The sequence below is a fragment of the Aeromonas diversa CDC 2478-85 genome (assembly GCF_000819805.1).
Taxonomy (GTDB): Bacteria; Pseudomonadota; Gammaproteobacteria; order Enterobacterales; family Aeromonadaceae; genus Aeromonas; species Aeromonas diversa.
This window is the reverse complement of record NZ_CDCE01000011.1, coordinates 102,924-123,036: the sequence shown is the minus strand read 5'-3', so window position 1 is coordinate 123,036 and position 20,113 is coordinate 102,924. Positions and strand designations below refer to the sequence as shown.

Annotated in this window: 17 protein-coding genes and 2 tRNA genes; 14 read left to right on the top strand and 5 right to left on the bottom strand. The window is 60.6% G+C overall.

Annotation, left to right across the window (positions count from 1 at the left end):
• Window positions 1-54 precede the first annotated feature (54 nt).
• From folP to pnp, 12 genes are all read left to right on the top strand, one after another.
• Entirely contained in the window at window positions 55-900 is an 846-nt protein-coding gene (folP, locus tag BN1121_RS03100) for a dihydropteroate synthase (RefSeq protein WP_005347512.1), read from the top strand.
• Between the two features lie 16 nt (window positions 901-916).
• On the top strand, window positions 917-2,251 hold the full coding sequence (glmM, locus tag BN1121_RS03095) for a phosphoglucosamine mutase (protein WP_005347507.1): 1,335 nt from the start codon (window positions 917-919) through the stop codon (window positions 2,249-2,251).
• Window positions 2,252-2,461: 210 nt separating this feature from the next.
• Entirely contained in the window at window positions 2,462-2,788 is a 327-nt protein-coding gene (gene secG / locus BN1121_RS03090; RefSeq protein WP_005347504.1) for a preprotein translocase subunit SecG, read from the top strand.
• A gap of 8 nt (window positions 2,789-2,796) precedes the next feature.
• A tRNA-Leu gene (locus BN1121_RS03085) sits at window positions 2,797-2,881 on the top strand.
• An 89-nt stretch (window positions 2,882-2,970) separates the two neighbouring features.
• Window positions 2,971-3,047: transfer RNA gene (locus tag BN1121_RS03080), tRNA-Met, on the top strand.
• A 163-nt stretch (window positions 3,048-3,210) separates the two neighbouring features.
• Window positions 3,211-3,669, top strand: coding sequence for a ribosome maturation factor RimP (gene rimP, locus BN1121_RS03075; RefSeq protein ID WP_005347502.1), 459 nt, complete (start codon window positions 3,211-3,213; stop codon window positions 3,667-3,669).
• A 14-nt stretch (window positions 3,670-3,683) separates the two neighbouring features.
• The gene (gene nusA, locus BN1121_RS03070; RefSeq protein WP_005347498.1) at window positions 3,684-5,180 is read left to right on the top strand and encodes a transcription termination factor NusA; all 1,497 of its coding nucleotides are present in this window, start codon (window positions 3,684-3,686) and stop codon (window positions 5,178-5,180) included.
• Between the two features lie 25 nt (window positions 5,181-5,205).
• The gene (gene infB, locus BN1121_RS03065; RefSeq protein ID WP_005347495.1) at window positions 5,206-7,899 is read left to right on the top strand and encodes a translation initiation factor IF-2; all 2,694 of its coding nucleotides are present in this window, start codon (window positions 5,206-5,208) and stop codon (window positions 7,897-7,899) included.
• 54 nt (window positions 7,900-7,953) lie between these two features.
• Window positions 7,954-8,382, top strand: coding sequence for a 30S ribosome-binding factor RbfA (gene rbfA / locus BN1121_RS03060; protein ID WP_005347492.1), 429 nt, complete (start codon window positions 7,954-7,956; stop codon window positions 8,380-8,382).
• Window position 8,383: 1 nt separating this feature from the next.
• Window positions 8,384-9,337 carry a tRNA pseudouridine(55) synthase TruB gene (gene truB / locus BN1121_RS03055; protein WP_005347487.1) on the top strand — a complete coding sequence of 318 codons (954 nt, stop codon included), beginning with the start codon at window positions 8,384-8,386 and terminating at the stop codon, window positions 9,335-9,337.
• A 122-nt stretch (window positions 9,338-9,459) separates the two neighbouring features.
• Entirely contained in the window at window positions 9,460-9,729 is a 270-nt protein-coding gene (gene rpsO / locus BN1121_RS03050) for a 30S ribosomal protein S15 (protein ID WP_005347484.1), read from the top strand.
• A gap of 156 nt (window positions 9,730-9,885) precedes the next feature.
• On the top strand, window positions 9,886-12,039 hold the full coding sequence (pnp, locus tag BN1121_RS03045; RefSeq protein WP_005347480.1) for a polyribonucleotide nucleotidyltransferase: 2,154 nt from the start codon (window positions 9,886-9,888) through the stop codon (window positions 12,037-12,039).
• A 95-nt stretch (window positions 12,040-12,134) separates the two neighbouring features.
• Here pnp and BN1121_RS03040 read toward each other — a convergent pair whose 3' ends face one another.
• From BN1121_RS03040 to BN1121_RS03020, 5 genes are all read right to left on the bottom strand, one after another.
• Window positions 12,135-14,219, bottom strand: a complete 2,085-nt coding sequence (locus tag BN1121_RS03040; RefSeq protein ID WP_005347455.1) for an alpha-amylase — start codon at window positions 14,217-14,219, stop codon at window positions 12,135-12,137.
• A 158-nt stretch (window positions 14,220-14,377) separates the two neighbouring features.
• Window positions 14,378-15,523: a membrane protein gene (locus tag BN1121_RS03035; RefSeq protein ID WP_043157097.1), complete on the bottom strand. Its 1,146-nt coding sequence runs from the start codon at window positions 15,521-15,523 to the stop codon at window positions 14,378-14,380.
• Window positions 15,523-15,894: a GtrA family protein gene (locus BN1121_RS03030; protein ID WP_005347449.1), complete on the bottom strand. Its 372-nt coding sequence runs from the start codon at window positions 15,892-15,894 to the stop codon at window positions 15,523-15,525. Before BN1121_RS03030 ends, BN1121_RS03035 begins: the two co-directional genes overlap by 1 nt.
• Entirely contained in the window at window positions 15,891-16,874 is a 984-nt protein-coding gene (locus tag BN1121_RS03025) for a glycosyltransferase family 2 protein (protein WP_005347446.1), read from the bottom strand. Before BN1121_RS03025 ends, BN1121_RS03030 begins: the two co-directional genes overlap by 4 nt.
• Window positions 16,875-16,971: 97 nt before the next feature.
• Window positions 16,972-17,505 carry a hypothetical protein gene (locus tag BN1121_RS03020; RefSeq protein WP_005347443.1) on the bottom strand — a complete coding sequence of 178 codons (534 nt, stop codon included), beginning with the start codon at window positions 17,503-17,505 and terminating at the stop codon, window positions 16,972-16,974.
• A 201-nt stretch (window positions 17,506-17,706) separates the two neighbouring features.
• Between BN1121_RS03020 and BN1121_RS03015 the strand changes: the two genes are divergently transcribed.
• Window positions 17,707-18,492: a substrate-binding periplasmic protein gene (locus tag BN1121_RS03015; protein ID WP_231552990.1), complete on the top strand. Its 786-nt coding sequence runs from the start codon at window positions 17,707-17,709 to the stop codon at window positions 18,490-18,492.
• A 45-nt stretch (window positions 18,493-18,537) separates the two neighbouring features.
• Complete coding sequence (locus tag BN1121_RS03010) at window positions 18,538-20,013, top strand: L,D-transpeptidase family protein (protein ID WP_043157096.1); 1,476 nt, start codon at window positions 18,538-18,540, stop codon at window positions 20,011-20,013.
• Window positions 20,014-20,113: the final 100 nt, after the last annotated feature.

Below are 20,113 nucleotides of genomic sequence, written 5' to 3'. Positions count from 1 at the left end.
AAACCCCGGGCTTGCCCGGGGTTTTCTTTTTCCTGAATCTACAGAAGGAGTCGTATGTTGCTGGAAAGCAAGGGCATGAGCCTCTCCCTCGAGCGCCCGCATGTGATGGGCATCCTCAATGTGACGCCGGATTCATTTTCCGATGGTGGACGCTGGCATCATCTGGACATGGCCCTGGCTCACGCCCGTGAGATGGTCGCCCAAGGCGCCACCCTGATCGATGTCGGTGGTGAGTCGACCCGCCCCGGCGCACCCGATGTCAGCGAGCAGGAGGAGCTCGACCGCGTCATCCCGGTAGTGGAGCGGCTGAGCCGGGAGCTGGAGGTGATGATTTCCCTCGACACATCCAAGGCCGTCGTGATGCGTGAGGGTTGCCGTGCCGGTGCCCACCTTATCAACGATGTGCGCGCCTTGCAGGAGCCGGGCGCGCTGGTGGCGGCGGCCGAAGCTGATGTGCCCGTCTGCCTCATGCATATGCAGGGGCAGCCGCGCACCATGCAACAGGCTCCTCATTACGCGGATCTACTGGGGGAGGTGGCCGACTTCTTTAACGCCCGTATCTCGGCCTGCCTCGATGCCGGGATGCCAAGGGCTAGCCTGCTGCTCGACCCCGGTTATGGATTTGGCAAGAGCCTCGAACACAATTACCAGTTGCTGGCGAGACAAGATGAGTTGCTCGCCCTGGGGCTACCTCTCTTGGTGGGCATGTCGAGAAAGTCTATGATAGGCAACCTGCTTGAGCGCCCTGTTCCGGAGCGTCTTCCTGGTAGTCTGGCCTGTGCCATTCTGGGTATGCAGAAGGGGGCTCGCATCATCCGTGTGCATGATGTGCAACCGACCCTGGATGCCCTGCGGGTGGCCTGGATGACCATGACGGGCCGCGATTTCTATTTTGAGTAAGACGAGTACAACAATAATGGCAAGAAAATATTTTGGCACCGATGGCGTGCGCGGGAAGGTAGGTGACTATCCGATCACACCCGAGTTTGTGATGAAGCTGGGGTGGGCGGCCGGTAAGGTGCTTTCCAAGAAAGGGACCAAAAAGGTATTGATCGGCAAGGACACCCGCATCTCCGGTTATATGCTGGAGGCGGCGTTGGAGGCGGGACTCTCCGCAGCTGGCCTCAAGGCGACGCTGCTCGGCCCCATGCCAACGCCTGCCGTTGCCTATCTGACTCGCACCTTCCGCGCCGAGGCGGGGATCGTCATCAGCGCTTCCCACAACCCCTATTACGACAACGGCATCAAGTTCTTCTCCGCCGATGGCACCAAGCTACCCGACGAGGTGGAGCTGGCTATCGAGGCCGAGCTGGATCATCCCCTCACCTGTGTCGACTCGGCCCTGCTGGGCAAGGCGGTACGAATCGAGGATGCCGCCGGTCGTTACATCGAGTTTTGCAAGAGCACCTTCCCCTCCAAGCTGAGTCTGGATGGGCTGCGCATCGTGGTGGACTGTGGCCACGGGGCAACCTATCACATCGCGCCGTCCGTGTTTCGCGAGCTGGGGGCCGAGGTGATCGCCATGGGCTGTGAGCCTAACGGTCTCAATATCAATGACGGCGTCGGCTCCACCGCGCCAGAGGCGCTTGCGGCCAAGGTGATCGAGAGCAAGGCCGATCTTGGCGTCGCCTTCGACGGTGACGGTGATCGCCTGGTGATGGTCGATCATACGGGTTACATCATCGACGGGGACGAGATCCTCTACATCATCGCCCGTGATGCCCTGCGTAATGGCCGCCTCAAAGGCGGTGTGGTCGGCACCCTGATGGCCAACATGGGCCTCGAGCTGGCGCTGCAGACCCTCGGCATTCCGTTTGCTCGTGCCAAGGTCGGGGATCGCTATGTCCTCGAGATGATGGAGGAGAGGGGGTGGCGTATCGGAGGCGAGAACTCAGGTCACATCATCTGCCTCGACCAGACCACCACGGGTGACGGTATCGTGGCTGCCCTGCAGGTGCTGGGGGCCATGCGTGCCGCCGAAATGCCCCTGGCCAAGCTGCGCTCCGGCATGTCCAAGTTCCCACAAATCTTGATTAATGTGCGTTATGGGGAAGGGCAAGATCCGCTCTCTTCCGAGGCGGTACAAGGCGAAGTCACCTTGGTCGAACAGGAGCTGGCTGGACGCGGTCGTGTGCTGCTGCGCAAGTCGGGCACCGAGCCACTGATCCGCGTCATGGTGGAAGGCGAGCACGAAGATCAGGTGCGCGTGATGGCAGAGCGGATTGCCGAACGGGTTAAATCGGCTATCTAATCATCAATCAAGGCGGCTTTTTAGTCGCCTTGATTGTATCTTGTTCAAACGATTCAAAAACTTCAAAAAAGTGCTTGTCAGTGAAGTAGGTGGTCGATATTATCAGCCTCGCTTTCGCAAGGGAGTGAGGATTCAAGCCTGCCGCGAGTAAGCGACGAGGCGTTGAAAACCTGGTAGGGCGGTGACCCTCCTTGCTAAAAGGTAAGTGAAATGTACGAAATTCTGCTGGTTCTTTATCTGTTGGTGTCGCTGGCTCTGATTGGTCTGGTGATGGTTCAGCAAGGTAAGGGAGCTGATATGGGTGCCTCTTTTGGCTCCGGTGCGTCGAATACCATCTTCGGCTCATCAGGTTCAGGCAACTTCCTGACCCGTACAACTGCGATTTTGGCTACCGTGTTTTTCGTGATTAGCTTGGTGCTCGGCAACATGTCTACTCACAAGGTGAAACAGGGTGGTGATTGGGAAAACCTGCAACAACCTCAGCAGGTTGAGAAAACTGAAGCGCCGGTAAAGAAAGACGCTGACGTGCCCAACTAAGAGTTTATGCCGTGGTGGTGAAATTGGTAGACACGCTATCTTGAGGGGGTAGTGCCCTAGGGTGTGCGGGTTCGAGTCCCGCCCACGGCACCAATTGAAGTGACCTCAGCCTGAGGGTTGAGGAAGCCAGTCAAATCTTGAAGCTAAGTTTTGATGTGGCTATAATCTCGCACGATTTCGGACGCGGGGTGGAGCAGCCTGGTAGCTCGTCGGGCTCATAACCCGAAGGTCGTCGGTTCAAATCCGGCCCCCGCAACCAAATTTCACGCATCCCTTTGCTCAGGATGCGGTCGCTGCGAGGCGACAATCAGGGTAAAGCGCCAAGCCCCGATTTGATATCGGGGCTTTTTGTTATGTGCGTTTTACGCTGAATAGATCAGACCTGGGCTTTATGCCCTTTTTTTGTTTTTCGGAGGGTGACTTTGGCTACGTTGGAACAACGTTTGACCGAGCTGCTCGAGGCGCCGATCCAGGCCTTGGGCTTCGAGTTGTGGGGCATCGAGTTTGTGCGCGCCGGCAAGCACTCCACCTTGCGTGTCTACATTGACAGCGAGAATGGGGTTTCTGTCGAAAACTGCGCCGAGGTGAGTTATCAGGCGGGGGCTCTGCTCGATGTGGAAGACCCCATCAGCGAGGAGTATTACCTCGAGGTTTCTTCACCTGGGCTTGATCGACTCCTTTTCAAGGTCGCCCATTTCGAGAAATACATTGGCCAGGAGGCGGCGGTAACGCTTCGGATGGCAACAAATAACCGCCGCAAGTTCAAAGGCGTAATCAAGGCTGTCGAGGGCGATATGATCACCTTGACGGTAGATGGTAAGGACGAAGTGCTGGCTTTCACCAACATCCAGAAGGCCAACATAGTTCCGCACTTTGGTTAACGAGGCTTTTCCACATGAATAAAGAGATTTTGCTGGTCGTTGACGCCGTATCCAACGAGAAGGCCGTTCCCCGTGAGAAGATCTTCCAGGCGCTGGAGACTGCCCTGGCCACCGCGACCAAGAAGAAGTACGAAGGCGAGATCGAAGTGCGTGTCGCCATCGATCGCAAGACCGGGGATTTCGACACCTTCCGCCGCTGGAAAGTCATTGCCGACCAGGCCGAGATGGAAAACCCGTACGCCGAGATCACCCTGGAAGCCGCTCAGGTCGAAGAACCCGAGATCCAGGTGGGGGAATATGTCGAGGATCAGATCGAATCCGTCACCTTCGACCGTATCACCACCCAGACTGCCAAACAGGTGATCGTGCAGAAAGTGCGCGAGGCCGAGCGTTCCCAAGTCGTTGAGCAGTTCAAGGACAAGGAAGGCACCATCATCAGCGGTGTGGTCAAGAAGAGCAACCGCGACAACGTGGTGCTGGATCTCGGTAGCAACGCCGAAGCCGTGATCTTCCGCGACGACATGCTGCCGCGCGAGACCTTCCGTCCGGGTGACCGCGTTCGTGGCCTGCTCTACGCCGTTCGTCCCGAGGCTCGTGGCTCCCAGCTGTTTGTCAGCCGCTCCAGCCCCGACTTCCTCAAAGAGCTGTTCCGCATCGAAGTGCCGGAGATCGGCGAAGAGATGATTCAAATCATGGGCGCCGCCCGTGACCCGGGTTCCCGCGCCAAGATCGCGGTGAAGACCAACGATCGCCGCATCGATCCTATCGGTGCCTGTATCGGCATGCGCGGTGCCCGTGTGCAGGCCGTCTCTGCCGAGCTCGGTGGCGAGCGTGCCGACATCGTCCTGTACGATGACAACCCGGCCCAGTATGTGATCAACGCCATGGCGCCGGCCGATGTGGCCTCCATCATCGTCGATGAAGATAACCATACCATGGACATCGCCGTGGAAGCCGCCAACCTGGCCCAGGCCATCGGCCGTAACGGTCAGAACGTGCGTCTGGCTTCCCAGCTGACCGGTTGGGAGCTTAACGTCATGACCGTAGAGGACATGCGTACCAAGCACCAGGCCGAGAACGACCGCATCATGAACCTCTTCACCAGCACCCTCGATATCGATGACGATTTCGCCGAAATGCTGATGGAAGAGGGCTTCTCCACCCTGGAGGAGATCGCCTATGTACCGGTTAACGAGCTGCTCGCCATCGACGGTCTGGATGAAGACATGGTCGAAGAGCTGCGTAGCCGTGCCAAGGCAGCCCTGACCACCAAGGCCCTGGCCAGCGAAGAGTCTAAAGAAGCCGTCGAGCCGAGCGAAGAGCTGCTGGCTCTGGAAGGGCTCTCCACTGCCGTCGGCTACGCCCTGGCGGGCCGTGGTATCGGCACCCTGGAAGACCTGGCCGAGCAAGGCATCGACGACCTGGCTGATATTGAAGGGCTGACCGCCGAGAAGGCTGGTGAGCTGATCATGGCTGCTCGCAACATCTGCTGGTTCGGAGAGCAGTCCTAAGTACGAGATCAACGGAGGTATATGAATGGCAGACGTATCAGTAAAACAACTTGCCACTGACATCGACACGCCGGTTGATCGTCTTCTCCAGCAATTTGCTGCGGCCGGTATCGACAAGAGCAAGGCCGATGACATGGTCAGCGACTCTGAGAAACAGACTCTGCTGGCTCATCTGAAGAAGCAACACGGTGAAGAGGCGAGTGCCGCCCCTGCCCGCATGACTTTGCAGCGCAAGACCAAGAGCACCCTGAGTGTTCCGGGTACTGGCGGCAAGAGCAAGGAAGTGCAGGTTGAGGTGCGCAAGTCTCGCACCTATGTAAGACGCTCGGCGCTGGAAGACGAACAGCGTCAGGAAGCCGAAGAAAAAGCGCGTTTGGAAGCGGAAGAGAAGGCTCGTCGCGAGGCCGATGAAAAGGCTCGCAACGAGGCGGAAGAGAAGGCTCGCCGTGTGGCTGAGCAGGCTCGCCTGGAAGCTGAGGAAAAGGCGCGTATCGAGGCAGAGAAGAAGGCTCGCCAGGCTCAACAGCAGCCAGCGAACGCAGCCGATAGCAAAGCTCAGCAAGAGGCAGAGAAGATGGCCAAGCGCGAAGCAGAAGAACTGAAGCGCCAACAAGAAGCGACCGCCCTTCAGAAGGCGGAAGAACTGGCAGCCAAGAAGGCGGAAGAAGCCCGCCTGATGGCTGAAGAGAATGCGGCCCGTTGGGCCGAGGAAGAGGCCAAGCGTGCCACCGAGAGCGGTGACTATCACGTCACTACCTCCATGCATGCCCGCGCCGCCGAAGACGAGCAGGACAGCAAGGAAGAGAGCCGTCGCCGTAGCGCCGCCGCCGCCAAGGGGCCGAAGAAAACCGGCCGCCGCGACGACGACCGCGACGATCGCAACCCGCGCGCTCGCAAGGGCAAGCGTGGCAAGATGGCTACCCCGAACGCCATGAAGCACGGCTTTAACAAGCCGGCTGCGGCCGTCAACCGTGACGTCATCATCGGCGAGACCATCACTGTGGCCGAGCTGGCCAACAAGATGGCCGTCAAGGGCGTTGAAGTCATCAAGGTGATGATGAAGATGGGGGCCATGGCCACCATCAACCAGGTGATCGACCAGGAGACCGCTCAGCTGGTCGCCGAGGAGATGGGTCACAAGGTGGTGCTGCGTCGTGAGAACGAACTGGAAGAGGCGGTGCTGTCCGATCGTGACGAGACCTCCGAAGCCAAGCCGCGCGCGCCGGTCGTGACCATCATGGGTCACGTTGACCACGGTAAGACCTCCCTGCTGGACTACATCCGTAAGGCCAAGGTTGCCGCAGGCGAAGCCGGTGGTATCACCCAGCACATCGGTGCTTACCACGTTAAGACCGAAAGTGGCATGATCACCTTCCTGGATACCCCGGGTCACGCGGCGTTTACCTCCATGCGTGCTCGTGGTGCCAAGGCGACCGACATCGTGGTCCTGGTCGTTGCGGCGGACGACGGCGTGATGCCGCAGACCATCGAAGCCATCCAGCACGCCAAGGCGGCCGGTGTGCCGCTGGTTGTGGCGGTCAACAAGATCGACAAGCCCGAAGCGGATCCGGATCGCGTCAAGACCGAACTGGCCCGTTACGACGTCATGTCCGAAGACTGGGGCGGTGACTGCCAGTTCGTGCACGTCTCTGCCAAGTCTGGTCAGGGCATCGACGACCTGCTGGAAGCCATTCTGGTCCAGTCCGAAGTACTGGAGCTGAAGGCCGTGGTTGACGGCATGGCCAACGGCGTGGTCATCGAATCCTTCCTCGATAAGGGTCGTGGTCCGGTTGCCACCGTACTGGTGCAGGAAGGTACCCTGCGTCAGGGTGACATCGTGCTGTGTGGTCTCGAGTACGGCCGTGTGCGCGCCATGCGCGACGAGCTGGGCAAAGAGATCAAAGAAGCCGGTCCGTCCCTGCCGGTGGAAATCCTGGGTCTCTCCGGTGTTCCCTCTGCCGGTGACGAAGCCACCGTCGTGCGTGACGAGAAGAAGGCCCGTGAAGTGGCTCTCTACCGTCAGGGCAAGTTCCGCGAAGTCAAGCTGGCTCGCCAGCAGAAGGCCAAGCTGGAGAACATGTTCGCCAACATGACCGAAGGCGAAGTCTCCGAAGTGAACGTGGTCATGAAGGCCGACGTACAAGGCTCCGTGGAAGCGATCTGCGACGCCCTGGTCAAGCTCTCCACCGACGAGGTGAAGGTGAAGATCGTCGGCTCCGGTGTCGGTGGTATCACCGAGACCGACGCCACCCTGGCGGCCGCGTCCAGCGCCATCCTGGTGGGCTTCAACGTCCGTGCCGACGCCTCTGCCCGTAAGGTGATCGAGGCCGAGAGCCTGGATCTGCGCTACTACTCCGTCATCTATGATCTGATCGACGAAGTGAAGCAGGCCATGAGCGGCATGCTGGCACCGGAGTACAAGCAGGAGATCATCGGTCTGGCCGAAGTGCGCGACGTGTTCAAGTCGCCCAAGTTCGGTGCCGTTGCCGGTTGTATGGTCACCGAGGGCGTGGTCAAGCGCTCCAACCGTATCCGTGTGCTGCGTGACAACGTGGTTATCTATGAAGGCGAGCTGGAGTCCCTGCGTCGCTTCAAGGATGACGTCAACGAAGTCAAGAACGGCTACGAGTGCGGCATCGCGGTGAAGAACTACAACGACGTCCGTGTCGGCGACCAGATCGAAGTGTACGAGACCGTGGAAATCAAGCGCTCTCTGTAATTCGAAGGTTCAAGATGGGGGGCTGCGGCCCCCCTTTATCGCAGGTGTAAAAACATGGCGAGAGAATTCAGTCGGACCCGTCGGGTCGGACAGCAGATCCAGCGTGAAATCGCGCTGATCCTGCAACGTGAGGTGAAAGACCCGCGTTTTGGCATGGTGACCGTCTCTGACGTAGAGGTCTCCCGTGACCTTAACTATGCCAAGGTATATGTCACCTTCCTGCAGCTCGACAACGATCCCGAGCGCATCAAGGAGGCCCTGACCGCCCTCGGCGAAGCCGCCGGCTACATCCGCAGCCTGCTGGGCAGCGCCATGCGTCTGCGCGTGGTGCCCGAGCTGCGCTTCTTCTACGACGAGACGTTGGTGGAAGGGATGCGCATGTCCAACCTGGTGACCAACACCATCCGTGAGGACAAGCGTCGCATGGCCGAATCCGGTCGTGAAGACGATGTGGCGGATGACACAACTGAGGATAACGCCTGAGATGTCTCGTAGACGTCGTTTCAAGGGCCGTGAGGTACACGGCATCCTGCTGCTCGACAAGCCGACCGGCCTGACCTCCAACGATGTGTTGCAGAAGGTCAAGCGTATCTATAACGCCGCCAAGGCGGGCCACACCGGTGCCCTGGATCCCCTGGCGACCGGCATGCTGCCCATCTGCCTCGGCGAGGCGACCAAGTTCTCCCAGTTCCTGCTGGACGCCGACAAGCGTTATCAGGTGACCGCCAAGCTCGGCGTGCGCACCAATACCAGCGATGCGGACGGGGAAGTGGTCAGTGAGCGTCCGGTCAATGTCGCCACCGGTGACATCATAGAGGCGCTGGACAAGTTCCGCGGCCCCATCATGCAGGTGCCGTCCATGTACTCGGCGCTCAAGCACAACGGTCGTCCGCTCTATGAGTATGCCCGCGAAGGCATCGTCATCGAGCGCGAGGCTCGCCCCATCACCATCTATGAGCTCAAGCTCATCAGCGTGGAAGGGGACGAGATCAAGATGGAGGTGCACTGCAGCAAGGGCACCTACATCCGCTCTCTGGTGGACGATCTCGGCGAGCTGCTCGGCTGTGGCGCCCACGTCACCGCCTTGCGTCGCACCCAGGTGGCCAGCTATCCGTACGATCGAATGCTGACCCTGGAGCAGCTCGAGTGCATCCTGGAGCATGCCCGCGCCCAGACAGTGCCGCCGCGCGAGCATCTGGATCCGCTGCTGCTGCCGATGGATACCGCCGTGGCCTCCCTGCCCGAGGTCAACCTGCTGCCGGCCGTGGCCGCCTACGTCAACCAGGGCCAAGCGGTCCAGGTGGCGGGCGCCCCGCAGAGCGGTCAGGTACGCATGACGGTCGGGCCGGAGCGTGAGTTCATCGGCGTCGGCGAAATCGACGACGATGGCCGTGTGGCTCCCCGTCGTCTGGTTCGCCTCGGTGGTGACGAAGAGTAATACCCGGCAGGTGTCATGCAGCGTTGCCAAGCGTGGCAAAGATGGTATGATACCGCCCTCATTTCACGGCTGAATTAGAGATCGGCTGTGAACCTTTAAACACTCTTAGCTGGAGTAGACTCATGTCTCTAAACGCTGAAATCAAGGCTCAAATCGTAGCCGAACACGCTCGTGGCGCCAACGACACCGGTTCCCCGGAAGTTCAGGTTGCCCTGCTGACCGCTCAGATCAACCACCTGCAAGGCCACTTCAAGCAGCACGCCAAAGACCACCACGGTCGTCGCGGTCTGCTGCGCATGGTTTCCCAGCGTCGTAAGCTGCTGGACTACCTGAAGCGCAAAGATTCCGAGCGTTACGCCGCTCTGATCGCCAAGCTGGGTCTGCGTCGCTAATCGACGGCAAGATTTCACGCAAAAAGGGGAACCGCAAGGTTCCCCTTTTTTCGTTGCTGCACGCACAAGCCCCCGGTTGCCCCGCTTACCTTTTAATTCGAATCAAGTATACTTGTGCGCGAATTTGAAAGGCCAAATTGATAAAAGGAAATTCACGTGAATCCTACCGTTAAGTCATTCCAGTACGGTCAACACACCGTCACTCTCGAAACCGGCATGATGGCCCGCCAGGCCACCGGCGCGGTCATGGTCAGCATGGACGACACCTGCGTGTTCGTCACCGTGGTGGGCAAGAAGGAGGCCGACTCCGGCCGCGACTTCTTCCCGCTCACCGTCAACTATCAGGAGCGTACCTACGCCGCCGGTCGTATCCCGGGTGGTTTCTTCCGTCGTGAAGGCCGTCCGAGCGAAGGCGAGACCCTGATCGCCCGTCTGATCGACCGCCCGATCCGTCCGCTGTTCCCGGAAGGCTTCCTCAATGAGGTTCAGGTAGTAGCCACCGTGATGTCCGTGAACCCGCAGGTGTCTCCGGACATCGTTGCCATGATCGGCGCCTCCGCCGCTCTGGCCGTTTCCGGCATTCCTTTCAACGGCCCGATCGGCGCAGCCCGCGTCGGTTACATGAACGGTCAGTACCTGCTGAACCCGACCATGAAGGAGCTGGAAACTAGCCAGCTGGATCTGGTCGTTGCCGGTACCGCCAGCGCCGTGCTGATGGTGGAATCCGAGGCCTCCGTGCTGCCGGAAGACGTCATGCTGGGCGCCGTGGTCTATGGCCACGAGCAGATGCAGACCGTCATCGCTGCCATCAACGAATTCGCCGCCGAAGCCGGTGCCAAGCCGTGGAACTGGGTGGCTCCGGCCGTTAACCAGGCCCTGAAGGACAAGGTTGCCGAGCTGGCCACCGCCGAGCTCGGCGAAGCCTACCGTATCACCGAGAAGGCCGTACGTTACGAGACCATCGGTGGCATCAAGCAACGTGTCATCGAGCAGCTGATCGCCGCCGACGAGACCCTGGATCCGAAGAAGATCGGCGAAGAGTTCCACAACCTGGAAAGCCGCATCGTCCGTGGTCGTGTGGTTCGTGGCGAGCCGCGTATCGACGGTCGTGACCCGCACATGGTGCGTGCCCTGAACGTGGCCACCGGCGTGCTGCCGCGTACCCACGGCTCCGCCCTGTTCACCCGTGGTGAGACTCAGGCTCTGGTCGTCGCCACCCTGGGTACCGAGCGCGATGCCCAGAACATCGACGAGCTGACCGGCAACCGCGCCGATCGCTTCATGCTGCACTACAACTTCCCGCCCTACTGCGTCGGCGAGACCGGCATGATGGGCAGCCCCAAGCGCCGCGAAATCGGCCACGGTCGTCTGGCCAAGCGTGGCGTTGCCGCCGTAATGCCGAGTGCCGACGAGTTCCCGTACGTGGTGCGCGTTGTGTCTGAAATCACCGAGTCCAACGGCTCCTCCTCCATGGCCTCCGTCTGTGGTACCTCCCTGGCCCTGATGGATGCCGGTGTGCCGATCAAGGCCTCCGTTGCCGGTATCGCCATGGGTCTGGTGAAGGAAGAAGACGGCTTCGTCGTGCTGTCCGACATCCTGGGTGACGAAGATCACCTGGGTGACATGGACTTCAAGGTTGCCGGTACCACCGAGGGCGTGACCGCCCTGCAGATGGACATCAAGATCGAAGGCATCACCAAGGAGATCATGGAGATCGCCCTGAAGCAGGCGCGCGACGCTCGTCTGCACATCCTGAAAGTGATGGACCAGGCTATCAACGCCCCGCGCGACGAGATCTCCGATTTCGCCCCGCGTATCCACACCATCAAGATCAACCCGGAGAAGATCAAGGACGTCATCGGTAAGGGTGGCTCTGTGATCCGTGCCCTGACCGAAGAGACCGGCACCAACATCGAGCTGGATGACGACGGTACCGTACGCATCGCCGCCGTGGATGGCGACGCCGCCAAGGAAGCTATCCGTCGTATCGAAGCCATCACCGCCGAGGTGGAAGTAGGCCGTATCTACGAAGGTAAGGTTGTTCGTCTGGCCGACTTCGGCGCCTTCGTCAACATCCTGCCGGGCAAGGATGGTCTGGTACACATCTCCCAGATCACCGAAGAGCGCGTGCAGAACGTGGCCGACTACCTGAACATCGGTGACATGGTCAAGGTGAAGGTACTGGAAGTGGACCGTCAGGGTCGTGTACGCCTCTCCATCAAGGAAGCCAACGCCGACGCCGCTGCTCCGGCCGCTGAAGTCGCACCTGCGGCTCCTGCCGCTGCTGCCGAAGAGCCGGCCGCCGAATAAGGCCCGCTCATGAGAAAGCCGCCCATCGGGCGGCTTTTTTTATGTCTGCTGGTTGTGTATCTGCCTGAGAGAGGGGCCCACGAGCCCCTCCTGGCTTATGAGCGGCCGGCGAAGACCACCACCACCTTATCTTCTCCCTTCTCTCGCACGAAGGCGTAGGGCGCGTCTGAGAGCTTTTGGTGGCTGCCGGCGGCGATGGCCGGATGCGTGGCACGGAACTGGCCGAGCTTCTGCCAGTGGCGCAGCAGGCCCGCCTTCTCACCCTGGCCGAGTTCGCCCCAGTTCATGTCGGCGCGCAGGGCCTGATCGAACACGCCCCCATCCTTGGCCAGACCTCGGCCCGATTCGTCCCCGTAGTAGACCTGTACCCCGCCCGGCAGTAGCAGGAAGCTGTTGGCGACCCGCTTCTGCAGACCCACATCCTGATAATCCCCGAAGAAGAGCTTGGTGTCGTGGGAGGAGATGTAGCTCAGCACGTTGAAGTCTGGATCGCCGTTGATGCGCTTGGCATAGGAGGCATAGGTCTCCTCGGCCTGGCTCATGCACTGGGCGTGAGTGAGGGCCCCTTCTCTCTGGTAGTCGAAGTTGATGACAGAGTCGAAGCCGTTGTCGTACCAGAGATCCTTGCTCACTCCGTGATCCCACACCTCACCGACCAGATAGAAGGGGAGATCGTCGATCTTCTTGTCGGGGTTGGCCGCTTTCCACTCCTTGAGCGCCGCGCTGCCCGCCTGTTTCAGCTTGGCCCAGACGGCGGGCTCCAGGTGTTTGACCGTATCGCCTCTGAAGCCGTCAATGCCAAAGCGGCGCACCCAGTCGGTGTGCCAGGCGATGAGATAGTCGCTCACGCTCGCATCGGGGATAAATTTGGCGCGGGTGTCGGCCTTGTGCTTGAGAAACTCGGGCAGATCCACCGCCTTGGTGGATTCGGTGAGAAAATCGGGCAGCCCGGCCACCGATCCTTGCACGTCGTCGCTACCTGGCTTGGGATAACCGGGCAGATCGGCCCGCACCCAGTCGGCTCCCCACCACTTGCTCCAGTCATTGGACTGGTAGTTGATGAACTGGTTGTAGCCATGCCAGTTGAGGCCGCCACTCGGGGTCCAGCTGTTCCAGCGCTCCGGCAGCTTGCCACTTTGCTCAGTGAGGGAGGAGAGGCCAAGATCCTGCAGGTCCCCTAGGGTGGCGTAACCGGCGTGGTTCATCACCACGTCCAGAATGACCCGAATGCCGCGTTTGTGGGCCTCGTCCACCAGGGTGCGCAGGCTCTCCTCATCCCCGTAGTTGGGATCTATCTGGGTGAAGTCGAGGGCCCAATAGCCGTGGTAGGCGTAGAAGGGGAAGCTCCCCTGCTCGCCGCCGCCGATGAAGCCGTGGACCTGCTCCACCATGGGGGTGATCCAGATGGCGTTCATGCCGAGGCTCTTGATGTAGTCGAGCTTCTCGGTCAGCCCCTTGAAGTCGCCGCCGTGCCAGGTGGCCACCTCGTCCTTGCCATCTTTCTGGCGGCCGAAGCTGTGGTCGTTGCCCGGGTCACCGTTGTGGAAACGGTCGGTCAAGAGGAAGTAGACGCTGGCCTGATCCCAGCTGAAGGGGGCCTTCGCCGCCTGTTTGACCGGCTCGAGCAACAGCACGCCCTCGCTGCTGGCCGACGGGGTCAGGGTGAGCTTGCCCCCTTGTACGACCCCCTCCTGGCCGGAGTAGGCATCCCGCAGCCGGGTGCCCTCTGGCCATACCCCCTTCAGAGAGACGGTCACCGGTCCCCCGTCCCACTTACCGCAGGTGACCTCGGGTGGGGTGCGCTTGACGACCGTCTTCTTGGTGGCGCGCAGCACCTTGAGGGTGGCGTGCTCCTGATCGAAGGTGAACTCATACTCCCCGGGCAGCATGACCCGCAGCGTGAAGCTCTGATCCTTGGCGCAGTCGCTCATGGCTTGAACCGTGCCGAACGGGAGCGGGGCACTCTGGCTCGGGCCATAGGTGCTGCCACAGCTGCGCCCGGCATCGGCAATCTGGATGCGGTAGCTGCCCTTGGCCAGGGCGTGAACCAGCTTGCCCCCCTTAAACGGAGTGGCAACCTGAGTGCCGTCCATGGTCAGAAAGAGAGGCGTCTCGGCATGAGTTGCGGCGGGCAGGGCCGTCAGCAGGGCCAGGCAGAGCGGGGTGAGTGAGGGGCGCATAGACCATCCTTTGAGCAGGCGATAAACGGGATTGCGCCCATTCTAGGCAGGCCAAAGGCAAGGGGGGACAGGCAGGATGCGGAACTGTGAGCCGCCTTGAAATGACAACGGTTTCAAGGGGATATAAAAAAACGGGGCCGCAAGGACCCCGTTTCGATTTAGACCGTAAAGAATTTGGCGTTGACGAAGGCAACCGCGATGAAGGAGGCCACCATGCCGCTCACGGCCAGCACGGCGGGGCGCATTGCCGGCCAGCGATCCGTGATGAGCACGATCGCCAGCAGGGTCGGGTAGAGGCCGAACATGTAGCGCGGTATGGCGTTGAGGCCCGTCATCAGGGGGATGGTGCAGCAGATGAACATCAGCGCCGCCTCGGCCCAGCGTTTTTGACTCAGCAGCCACAGGTTCAGTGCCCAGCCAAACATCACCATGATGGAGAGGTACATCTTGCGCCCGCCCAGCTCGAAGCCACTCAGCCACCAGTCGATGGGGTTATCCATGCCCCGTCCCCAGGCCACCTGAATGTGCTTGAAGGCGAAGGCATCGCCGGTCAGGTGGTAGAGATAGAACATGTAGGCAAACAGGCCAAGCGGGATCAACCAGAGGGCGAGCACCACCTTGAAGGCATTCTCGGTGAAGCGGAAGAACTCGCGCCAGCCGTACGCCTGCAGGGCCAAAATCAGCACAGGGAAGACCATCATGACACCGAGGTTGCGGGTGCCGGAGATGAGGATCCCGATCAGGCCGACCAGGATCCACTGCTGCCGGTAGGCAAACAGGAACATGAGCAGCATGAAGAGCATGAACATGGGTTCGGTATAGCCCGAGACGAAGTAGGCCGAGAAGGGGGAGAAGGCGAGCAGCCAGACCCCGAAACGGGCACTGCCCTCGCCGAGCTTGAGCTGGCGCAGCACCAACAGCATGGCGGGCAGCGTGAGGAAGAAGGCGATGTTGGCCACTATCATCAGGGCGGTCAGGGTGTCGCCCCCGAGCAGGTCGGAGACCAGGCTGCTCAGCATGGGATAGAGGGGCATGAAGGCCCAGTTGGCGGCATTGCCCTTGCTCAGCCAGCGCGGATAGAGATCGTAGCCGTTCTCTATGATGCGCATGAACCAGACGCAGTCGAACTGACAATAGGCCTGGAAGGGGCCCAGGTCCGGATTTCCATAGAGCTGGACGCCGGCGTAGGCCAGCCCGTAGAGGGCGATGCGGCTCAGCAGGAAGGCGGCGATCACCAGCCACCAGTCCTGGGGGCTGAGTCGCAGCGAGGGGCGGTAGGGCCCCATAGGTACACTAGTACTCATCAGGCAAATACCCAGATTCGGGAGAGAAGATAGGTCAGTATGGTCACGGTCAGGGTTGCGATCACCACCGGCAGCAGGCCGGCCAGACCGCCCCACAACAGGGCGCTGAGGATCACGTTACGCACCGCCAGAGAGAAGAGGGCGACCAACAGAAACTTGCTGGCGGCACCCTGCTTCTGGAAGGTGATGTAGCGATGACCGAAGAAGGAGAACCAGAAGGCGACGCCAAACGCCGCCGTGGTTACCAGGTGCTCCGAGATGCCGGGCCAGAGGCGGAAGAGGGCAAACGAGGTGCCCAGATCCACCAGGGTGGCGCCGCCACCGACAAAGCCAAAGCGCACCAGACGCCAGAACTCATCACGGGAGATCATGCGGCGCTCTCATCCTTCTCGGCAGCGCGGCGGGCATACTCCCCGTAGACCCCCTCGATGAGGTAGACCGGGCGCTGCTTCACCTCGACAAACATGCGACCTATGTATTCGCCGATCACCCCGAGGGAGATGAGCTGGATGCCACCGAGGAACAGCACCACCGACATGAGGGAGGCGTAGCCGGGCACATCGACACCGAAGAAGAGCACCTGGGTGACAATCTTGATGATGTAGAGGAAGGCAAACAGGGAGATGGTGACCCCCACATAGCTCCACACGCGCAGCGGCCAGCTGGAGAAGCTCAGCAGACCGTCGAGGGCGAAGTTCCACAGCTTCCAGTAGTTAAACTTGGTCTCACCGGCATGGCGAGCCGGACGCTCGTAGGGGACGCCGACCGAGCGGAAGCCTGCCCAGGCGAACAGCCCCTTCATGAAACGGTTGCGTTCCGGCAACTGCTTGATCGCCTCGACCACGCGGCGATCGATGAGACGGAAGTCCCCCGCGTTCTCCGGCAGCTTGGTCTGGGTAGAGAGGGCGTTAAAGAAGCGGTAGAAGCCACCGGCGGTCACGCGCTTCATGGGGGTGTCGGCGCTGCGATCGACCCGGATGCCGTAGACGGTGTCATAGTCGCCGGTCTGCCACAGCTTCACAAATTCGAGAATGAGGGCGGGGGGATCTTGCAGATCCACGTCCATCGGGACCACGGCGTCACCCTGGGCATGGTGCAGGCCAGCAGTCAGGGCCGCTTCCTTGCCGAAGTTACGGGCCAGGTTAACCAGGGTCACGCGTGGGTCGCGGGTTATGGCCTGCTCGACCACTTCGCGGGTACGGTCACGGCTACCATCGTTGACGAAGACGATTTCGAGCTGATCCTTGAGAGGCTCAAGCTCGGCATCGATGGCGGCGATGAAGGCATCGATACTCTCTTCCTCGTTATAGACGGGCACGACCAAGGAGAGTCGGAAAGAAGTATTCGACATGAAGATATCCTTATTGTGAGGCGAGTGACGCTTATTGTGCGACGTTCAATGAAACAGTGTGAAGTAGGTCGGCCTCAACACGTGAGGCCGACAGGATTTATTGGGCCACTTGCATCTGCACCGAGTGGACGTTGAGAGGCTCGGGGGTGGAGATGGCCAGGAAGTTGGGGTGTTTGGGATCGGCGCTCAGCAGGTTGCCCGGCAGGCTGAGACGAACCTCATTGAGGCCCTCTTTGGCCAGCTTGACCGTGGTACTCCAGTCGTGGCCAAGGGCAACCTTGATCAGGGTGCCGGCCTTGGGGCTGTCTACCTTGGCGAGGACGGTCAGCGCCTCCGGCTGGGTGGGCAGCACGAAATAGAGACCACCTTGCCCTTCGAGCTGGGTACCTGCCGCGTTCGGCTTGGTGGCCCATCCCTCACGGGAGAGGAAGCGACTCGGTTGGCTCAGGTTGAGCTCATTACCGGCGTGGTAGACCATGTCGGAGTTGTGTTCCCAGAAGCGGGTCTTGCCTTCCATATAATAGAGACGATAGGAGAGGCTGACCTGAGGGTGGGCGGCCAGGTAGAGGGTGTAGAGATAGAATCCGCTCAGGGCCAGGATGGCAGAGGCGAAGCCGGCTTTTCTGTACATGACAACTCTCGGTTACTTTCTATACCCACAAGGGCTTTCAGCGCACATGCTAATCAATTTGTGGAAAAAGCATAGTGGATCACAAAAATAAATTTTGCTCGCGCTTTAACCAACATATTGTGTCATTGAGAGGCGCTGGATAACACGCAGTTTGGCCTGATGGCGTTACCAGGGATGGCCAGGGAGGCGGAGAGGAGAGGGATGGTAAGAGTCATCAAAAAAGGGGTCGTATGGATGCTGCTGTGGGGCTGCATCCTCCCCCGGGCATGGGCGCTGTGCGACACCCCCTGGCGGGTGGGGTATGACCAGTGGCCTCCCTATCACTTTCGCGCTGCCGACGACGCCATGAAAGGCTATGGGGTTGAGGTACTGCAAGGGGTGGCCAGGCGACTGGGATGCGAGGTGATCTTTGTCGAGCGCCCCTGGAAGCGCAACCTGCAGGAGCTGGAGCTCGGCGAGCTCAGCATCGCCATGGAGGCCTTTATCACCGACGAGCGCGCCCGTTATGCCTGGTTTTCCGAGCCCTACAGCCCCGGCAAGACCTTGCTCTGGGTTCGGCGAGATGACCTGCACGACTATACCTCTCTGTCCGCCTGGTTGGCCGAGGGACGCAGACTGGGCCTGACCAAGGAGTTTTACTACGGTGAGGAGGTGGCCCGGCTCGCGGCGCATTACCCTCATCAGGTGAGTGCCCTGGTGGATGAGTCACAAAATTACGGCAAGTTGCTGCGTGGGCGCATAGACGGTTTTCTGGGGGATGCCTTGGCCACCCGCTGGGCGCTGGAGCAGGAGGGGCTGCTGCGCAAGATAGTTCCCTTTGCGGCGCCCGTGTTTGTCACGCCGGCCCGATTCATGATGAGCAAGCAGCGTTTTAGTCCCTCTGATGTGGCCCGCTTCAATCAGGAGCTGGCTGTCTTTATGGCGAGCCCGGAGTATGATGCGCTCTTGCATCGTTACGTCCCCGAGGCGCTGCGATCCGAACCGTGACGGCAGGAATCCGTCGCGGTCCCATTGTGTGTTGTTGAGGTATCTATGGGAATGAGGTTTTGGCTGACCCTGCTCAATCTGCTCTGGTTGGGGGGATGGCCTGCCGCTGCCGCTTTGGCGGATGAGACATCACCCGTGGTCGAGGCGGCAGAGCGTCTCTCCCACAACTGGGGCGCCGAGGATGAGGCGCGTGAGGAGCTGCAACAGCAGCTGTTTGAGGCCGCCTTGGCGCAGCTTCACCCCGATTTCGTCCGCCTCTGGCGGCAGCTGGCCACCACGCCGGAGGCGCGCAGAGGCCCCGTCTATGACGAGGCATTCATCAAGCTGAGTCGATTCCAGCAGATCTGGCGTGGTCTCGACTTCGTATCGCGCGAGCAGATTGGCAGCATGACGCTGGATCTCTCCAAGCCTGTGCCCCGTGCACCGGGTCAGAGCCTGCAAGATGGGGTGCTGGCTCTGCGTCCCGCCGTTGCCGAGTATGAGGCGGTGCGCCGTGAGGTGCAGAAGCTGGTGGCCATGCCCCTGGCGGGTGACTGGCCCCGTGTGGTTATCCCTACTCTGCGTGAAGGGGAGAGTTCCCCTTCCTTGCCCGAGATCCGCAAGATCCTGGTGGAGCTTGGCGATCTGCCCAGTTCCCATGTCTCAGAGGAGTTGTACAGCGGCGACACCCTGCAGGCGGTCAAGGCGTTTCAGTCCCGCCATGGGCTGACCGTCGACGGCGTCATCGGTCGGCAGACCCAGCAGTGGCTCAACACGGACCCCGAGTCCCGAGCCCGTCTGCTGCTGCGCAATCTGTGGCGACGGGACGTGGTCGATCGCCTGCCCGATCAGCGTTATGTACTGGTCAATATTCCCGATTACCGCCTGAGCGTGGTGGAGAAGGGCAGCGAGATCTTCACCAGCCGGGTCATCGTCGGCCAGCAGCTGAGGGCCACGCCGATCCTGGCCAGCGAGATCCGCTCCGTGGTGATCAACCCCGCCTGGCATGTGCCCCGCTCCATCATGAAGAAGGACATACTGCCCAAGCTGGCCAAGGATCCGGACTATCTGGCCAAGCAGCAGCTCGAGGTGATCGATGGCGAGGGGAATCCTGTGGTCCTCTCCCCCGAAGGGTGGAGCCATGCCATCGCCTCCGGTTTCCCCTATCGCCTGCGTCAGAAGCCCGGTGATCACAACGCCCTGGGACGCTACAAGTTTTACCTGCCGAACAACGACGCCATCTACCTGCACTCGACCCCCAAGATGGGGCTGTTCGAGCAGGGGGCTCGTGCCCTGAGCTCGGGTTGTGTGCGGGTGGAGAAGGCCGAGCACCTGGCCGAGCTGCTGCTGGCGCCGACCCCGCGCAAGATGGAGGAGATCAAGGGGCTGCTCAAGGAGACCACCACCCGTTGGATGCCGCTGGCCAATCCCATTCCTGTCTTCACCGTCTACTGGAGCAGCTGGGTCGATGGTGAGGGAGTGCAGCACTTTCGCAACGACATCTATGGCTTTGACAAGGGCAGCTTCAAACGAATTCTCTAAGCCGAGAGGGGCGTGAGGGGATTCACACTTCGAGACACCCGGGGTTACCCGGGTGTCGTTTTTTGAGCGGTCGGTTTGACACTGCGGCGGGGGGGGGGGG

Coding starts and splice junctions, on each gene's coding strand:
- infB (WP_005347495.1), top strand. CDS start 5,206: ATGGCAGACGTATCAGTAAAACAACTTGCCACTGACATCGACACGCCG.
- BN1121_RS03010 (WP_043157096.1), top strand. CDS start 18,538: ATGGGAATGAGGTTTTGGCTGACCCTGCTCAATCTGCTCTGGTTGGGG.
- rbfA (WP_005347492.1), top strand. CDS start 7,954: ATGGCGAGAGAATTCAGTCGGACCCGTCGGGTCGGACAGCAGATCCAG.
- BN1121_RS03030 (WP_005347449.1), bottom strand. CDS start 15,894: ATGATCTCCCGTGATGAGTTCTGGCGTCTGGTGCGCTTTGGCTTTGTC.
- rpsO (WP_005347484.1), top strand. CDS start 9,460: ATGTCTCTAAACGCTGAAATCAAGGCTCAAATCGTAGCCGAACACGCT.
- secG (WP_005347504.1), top strand. CDS start 2,462: ATGTACGAAATTCTGCTGGTTCTTTATCTGTTGGTGTCGCTGGCTCTG.
- BN1121_RS03020 (WP_005347443.1), bottom strand. CDS start 17,505: ATGTACAGAAAAGCCGGCTTCGCCTCTGCCATCCTGGCCCTGAGCGGA.
- BN1121_RS03015 (WP_231552990.1), top strand. CDS start 17,707: ATGGTAAGAGTCATCAAAAAAGGGGTCGTATGGATGCTGCTGTGGGGC.
- BN1121_RS03040 (WP_005347455.1), bottom strand. CDS start 14,219: ATGCGCCCCTCACTCACCCCGCTCTGCCTGGCCCTGCTGACGGCCCTG.
- BN1121_RS03035 (WP_043157097.1), bottom strand. CDS start 15,523: ATGAGTACTAGTGTACCTATGGGGCCCTACCGCCCCTCGCTGCGACTC.
- folP (WP_005347512.1), top strand. CDS start 55: ATGTTGCTGGAAAGCAAGGGCATGAGCCTCTCCCTCGAGCGCCCGCAT.
- glmM (WP_005347507.1), top strand. CDS start 917: ATGGCAAGAAAATATTTTGGCACCGATGGCGTGCGCGGGAAGGTAGGT.
- BN1121_RS03025 (WP_005347446.1), bottom strand. CDS start 16,874: ATGTCGAATACTTCTTTCCGACTCTCCTTGGTCGTGCCCGTCTATAAC.
- truB (WP_005347487.1), top strand. CDS start 8,384: ATGTCTCGTAGACGTCGTTTCAAGGGCCGTGAGGTACACGGCATCCTG.
- nusA (WP_005347498.1), top strand. CDS start 3,684: ATGAATAAAGAGATTTTGCTGGTCGTTGACGCCGTATCCAACGAGAAG.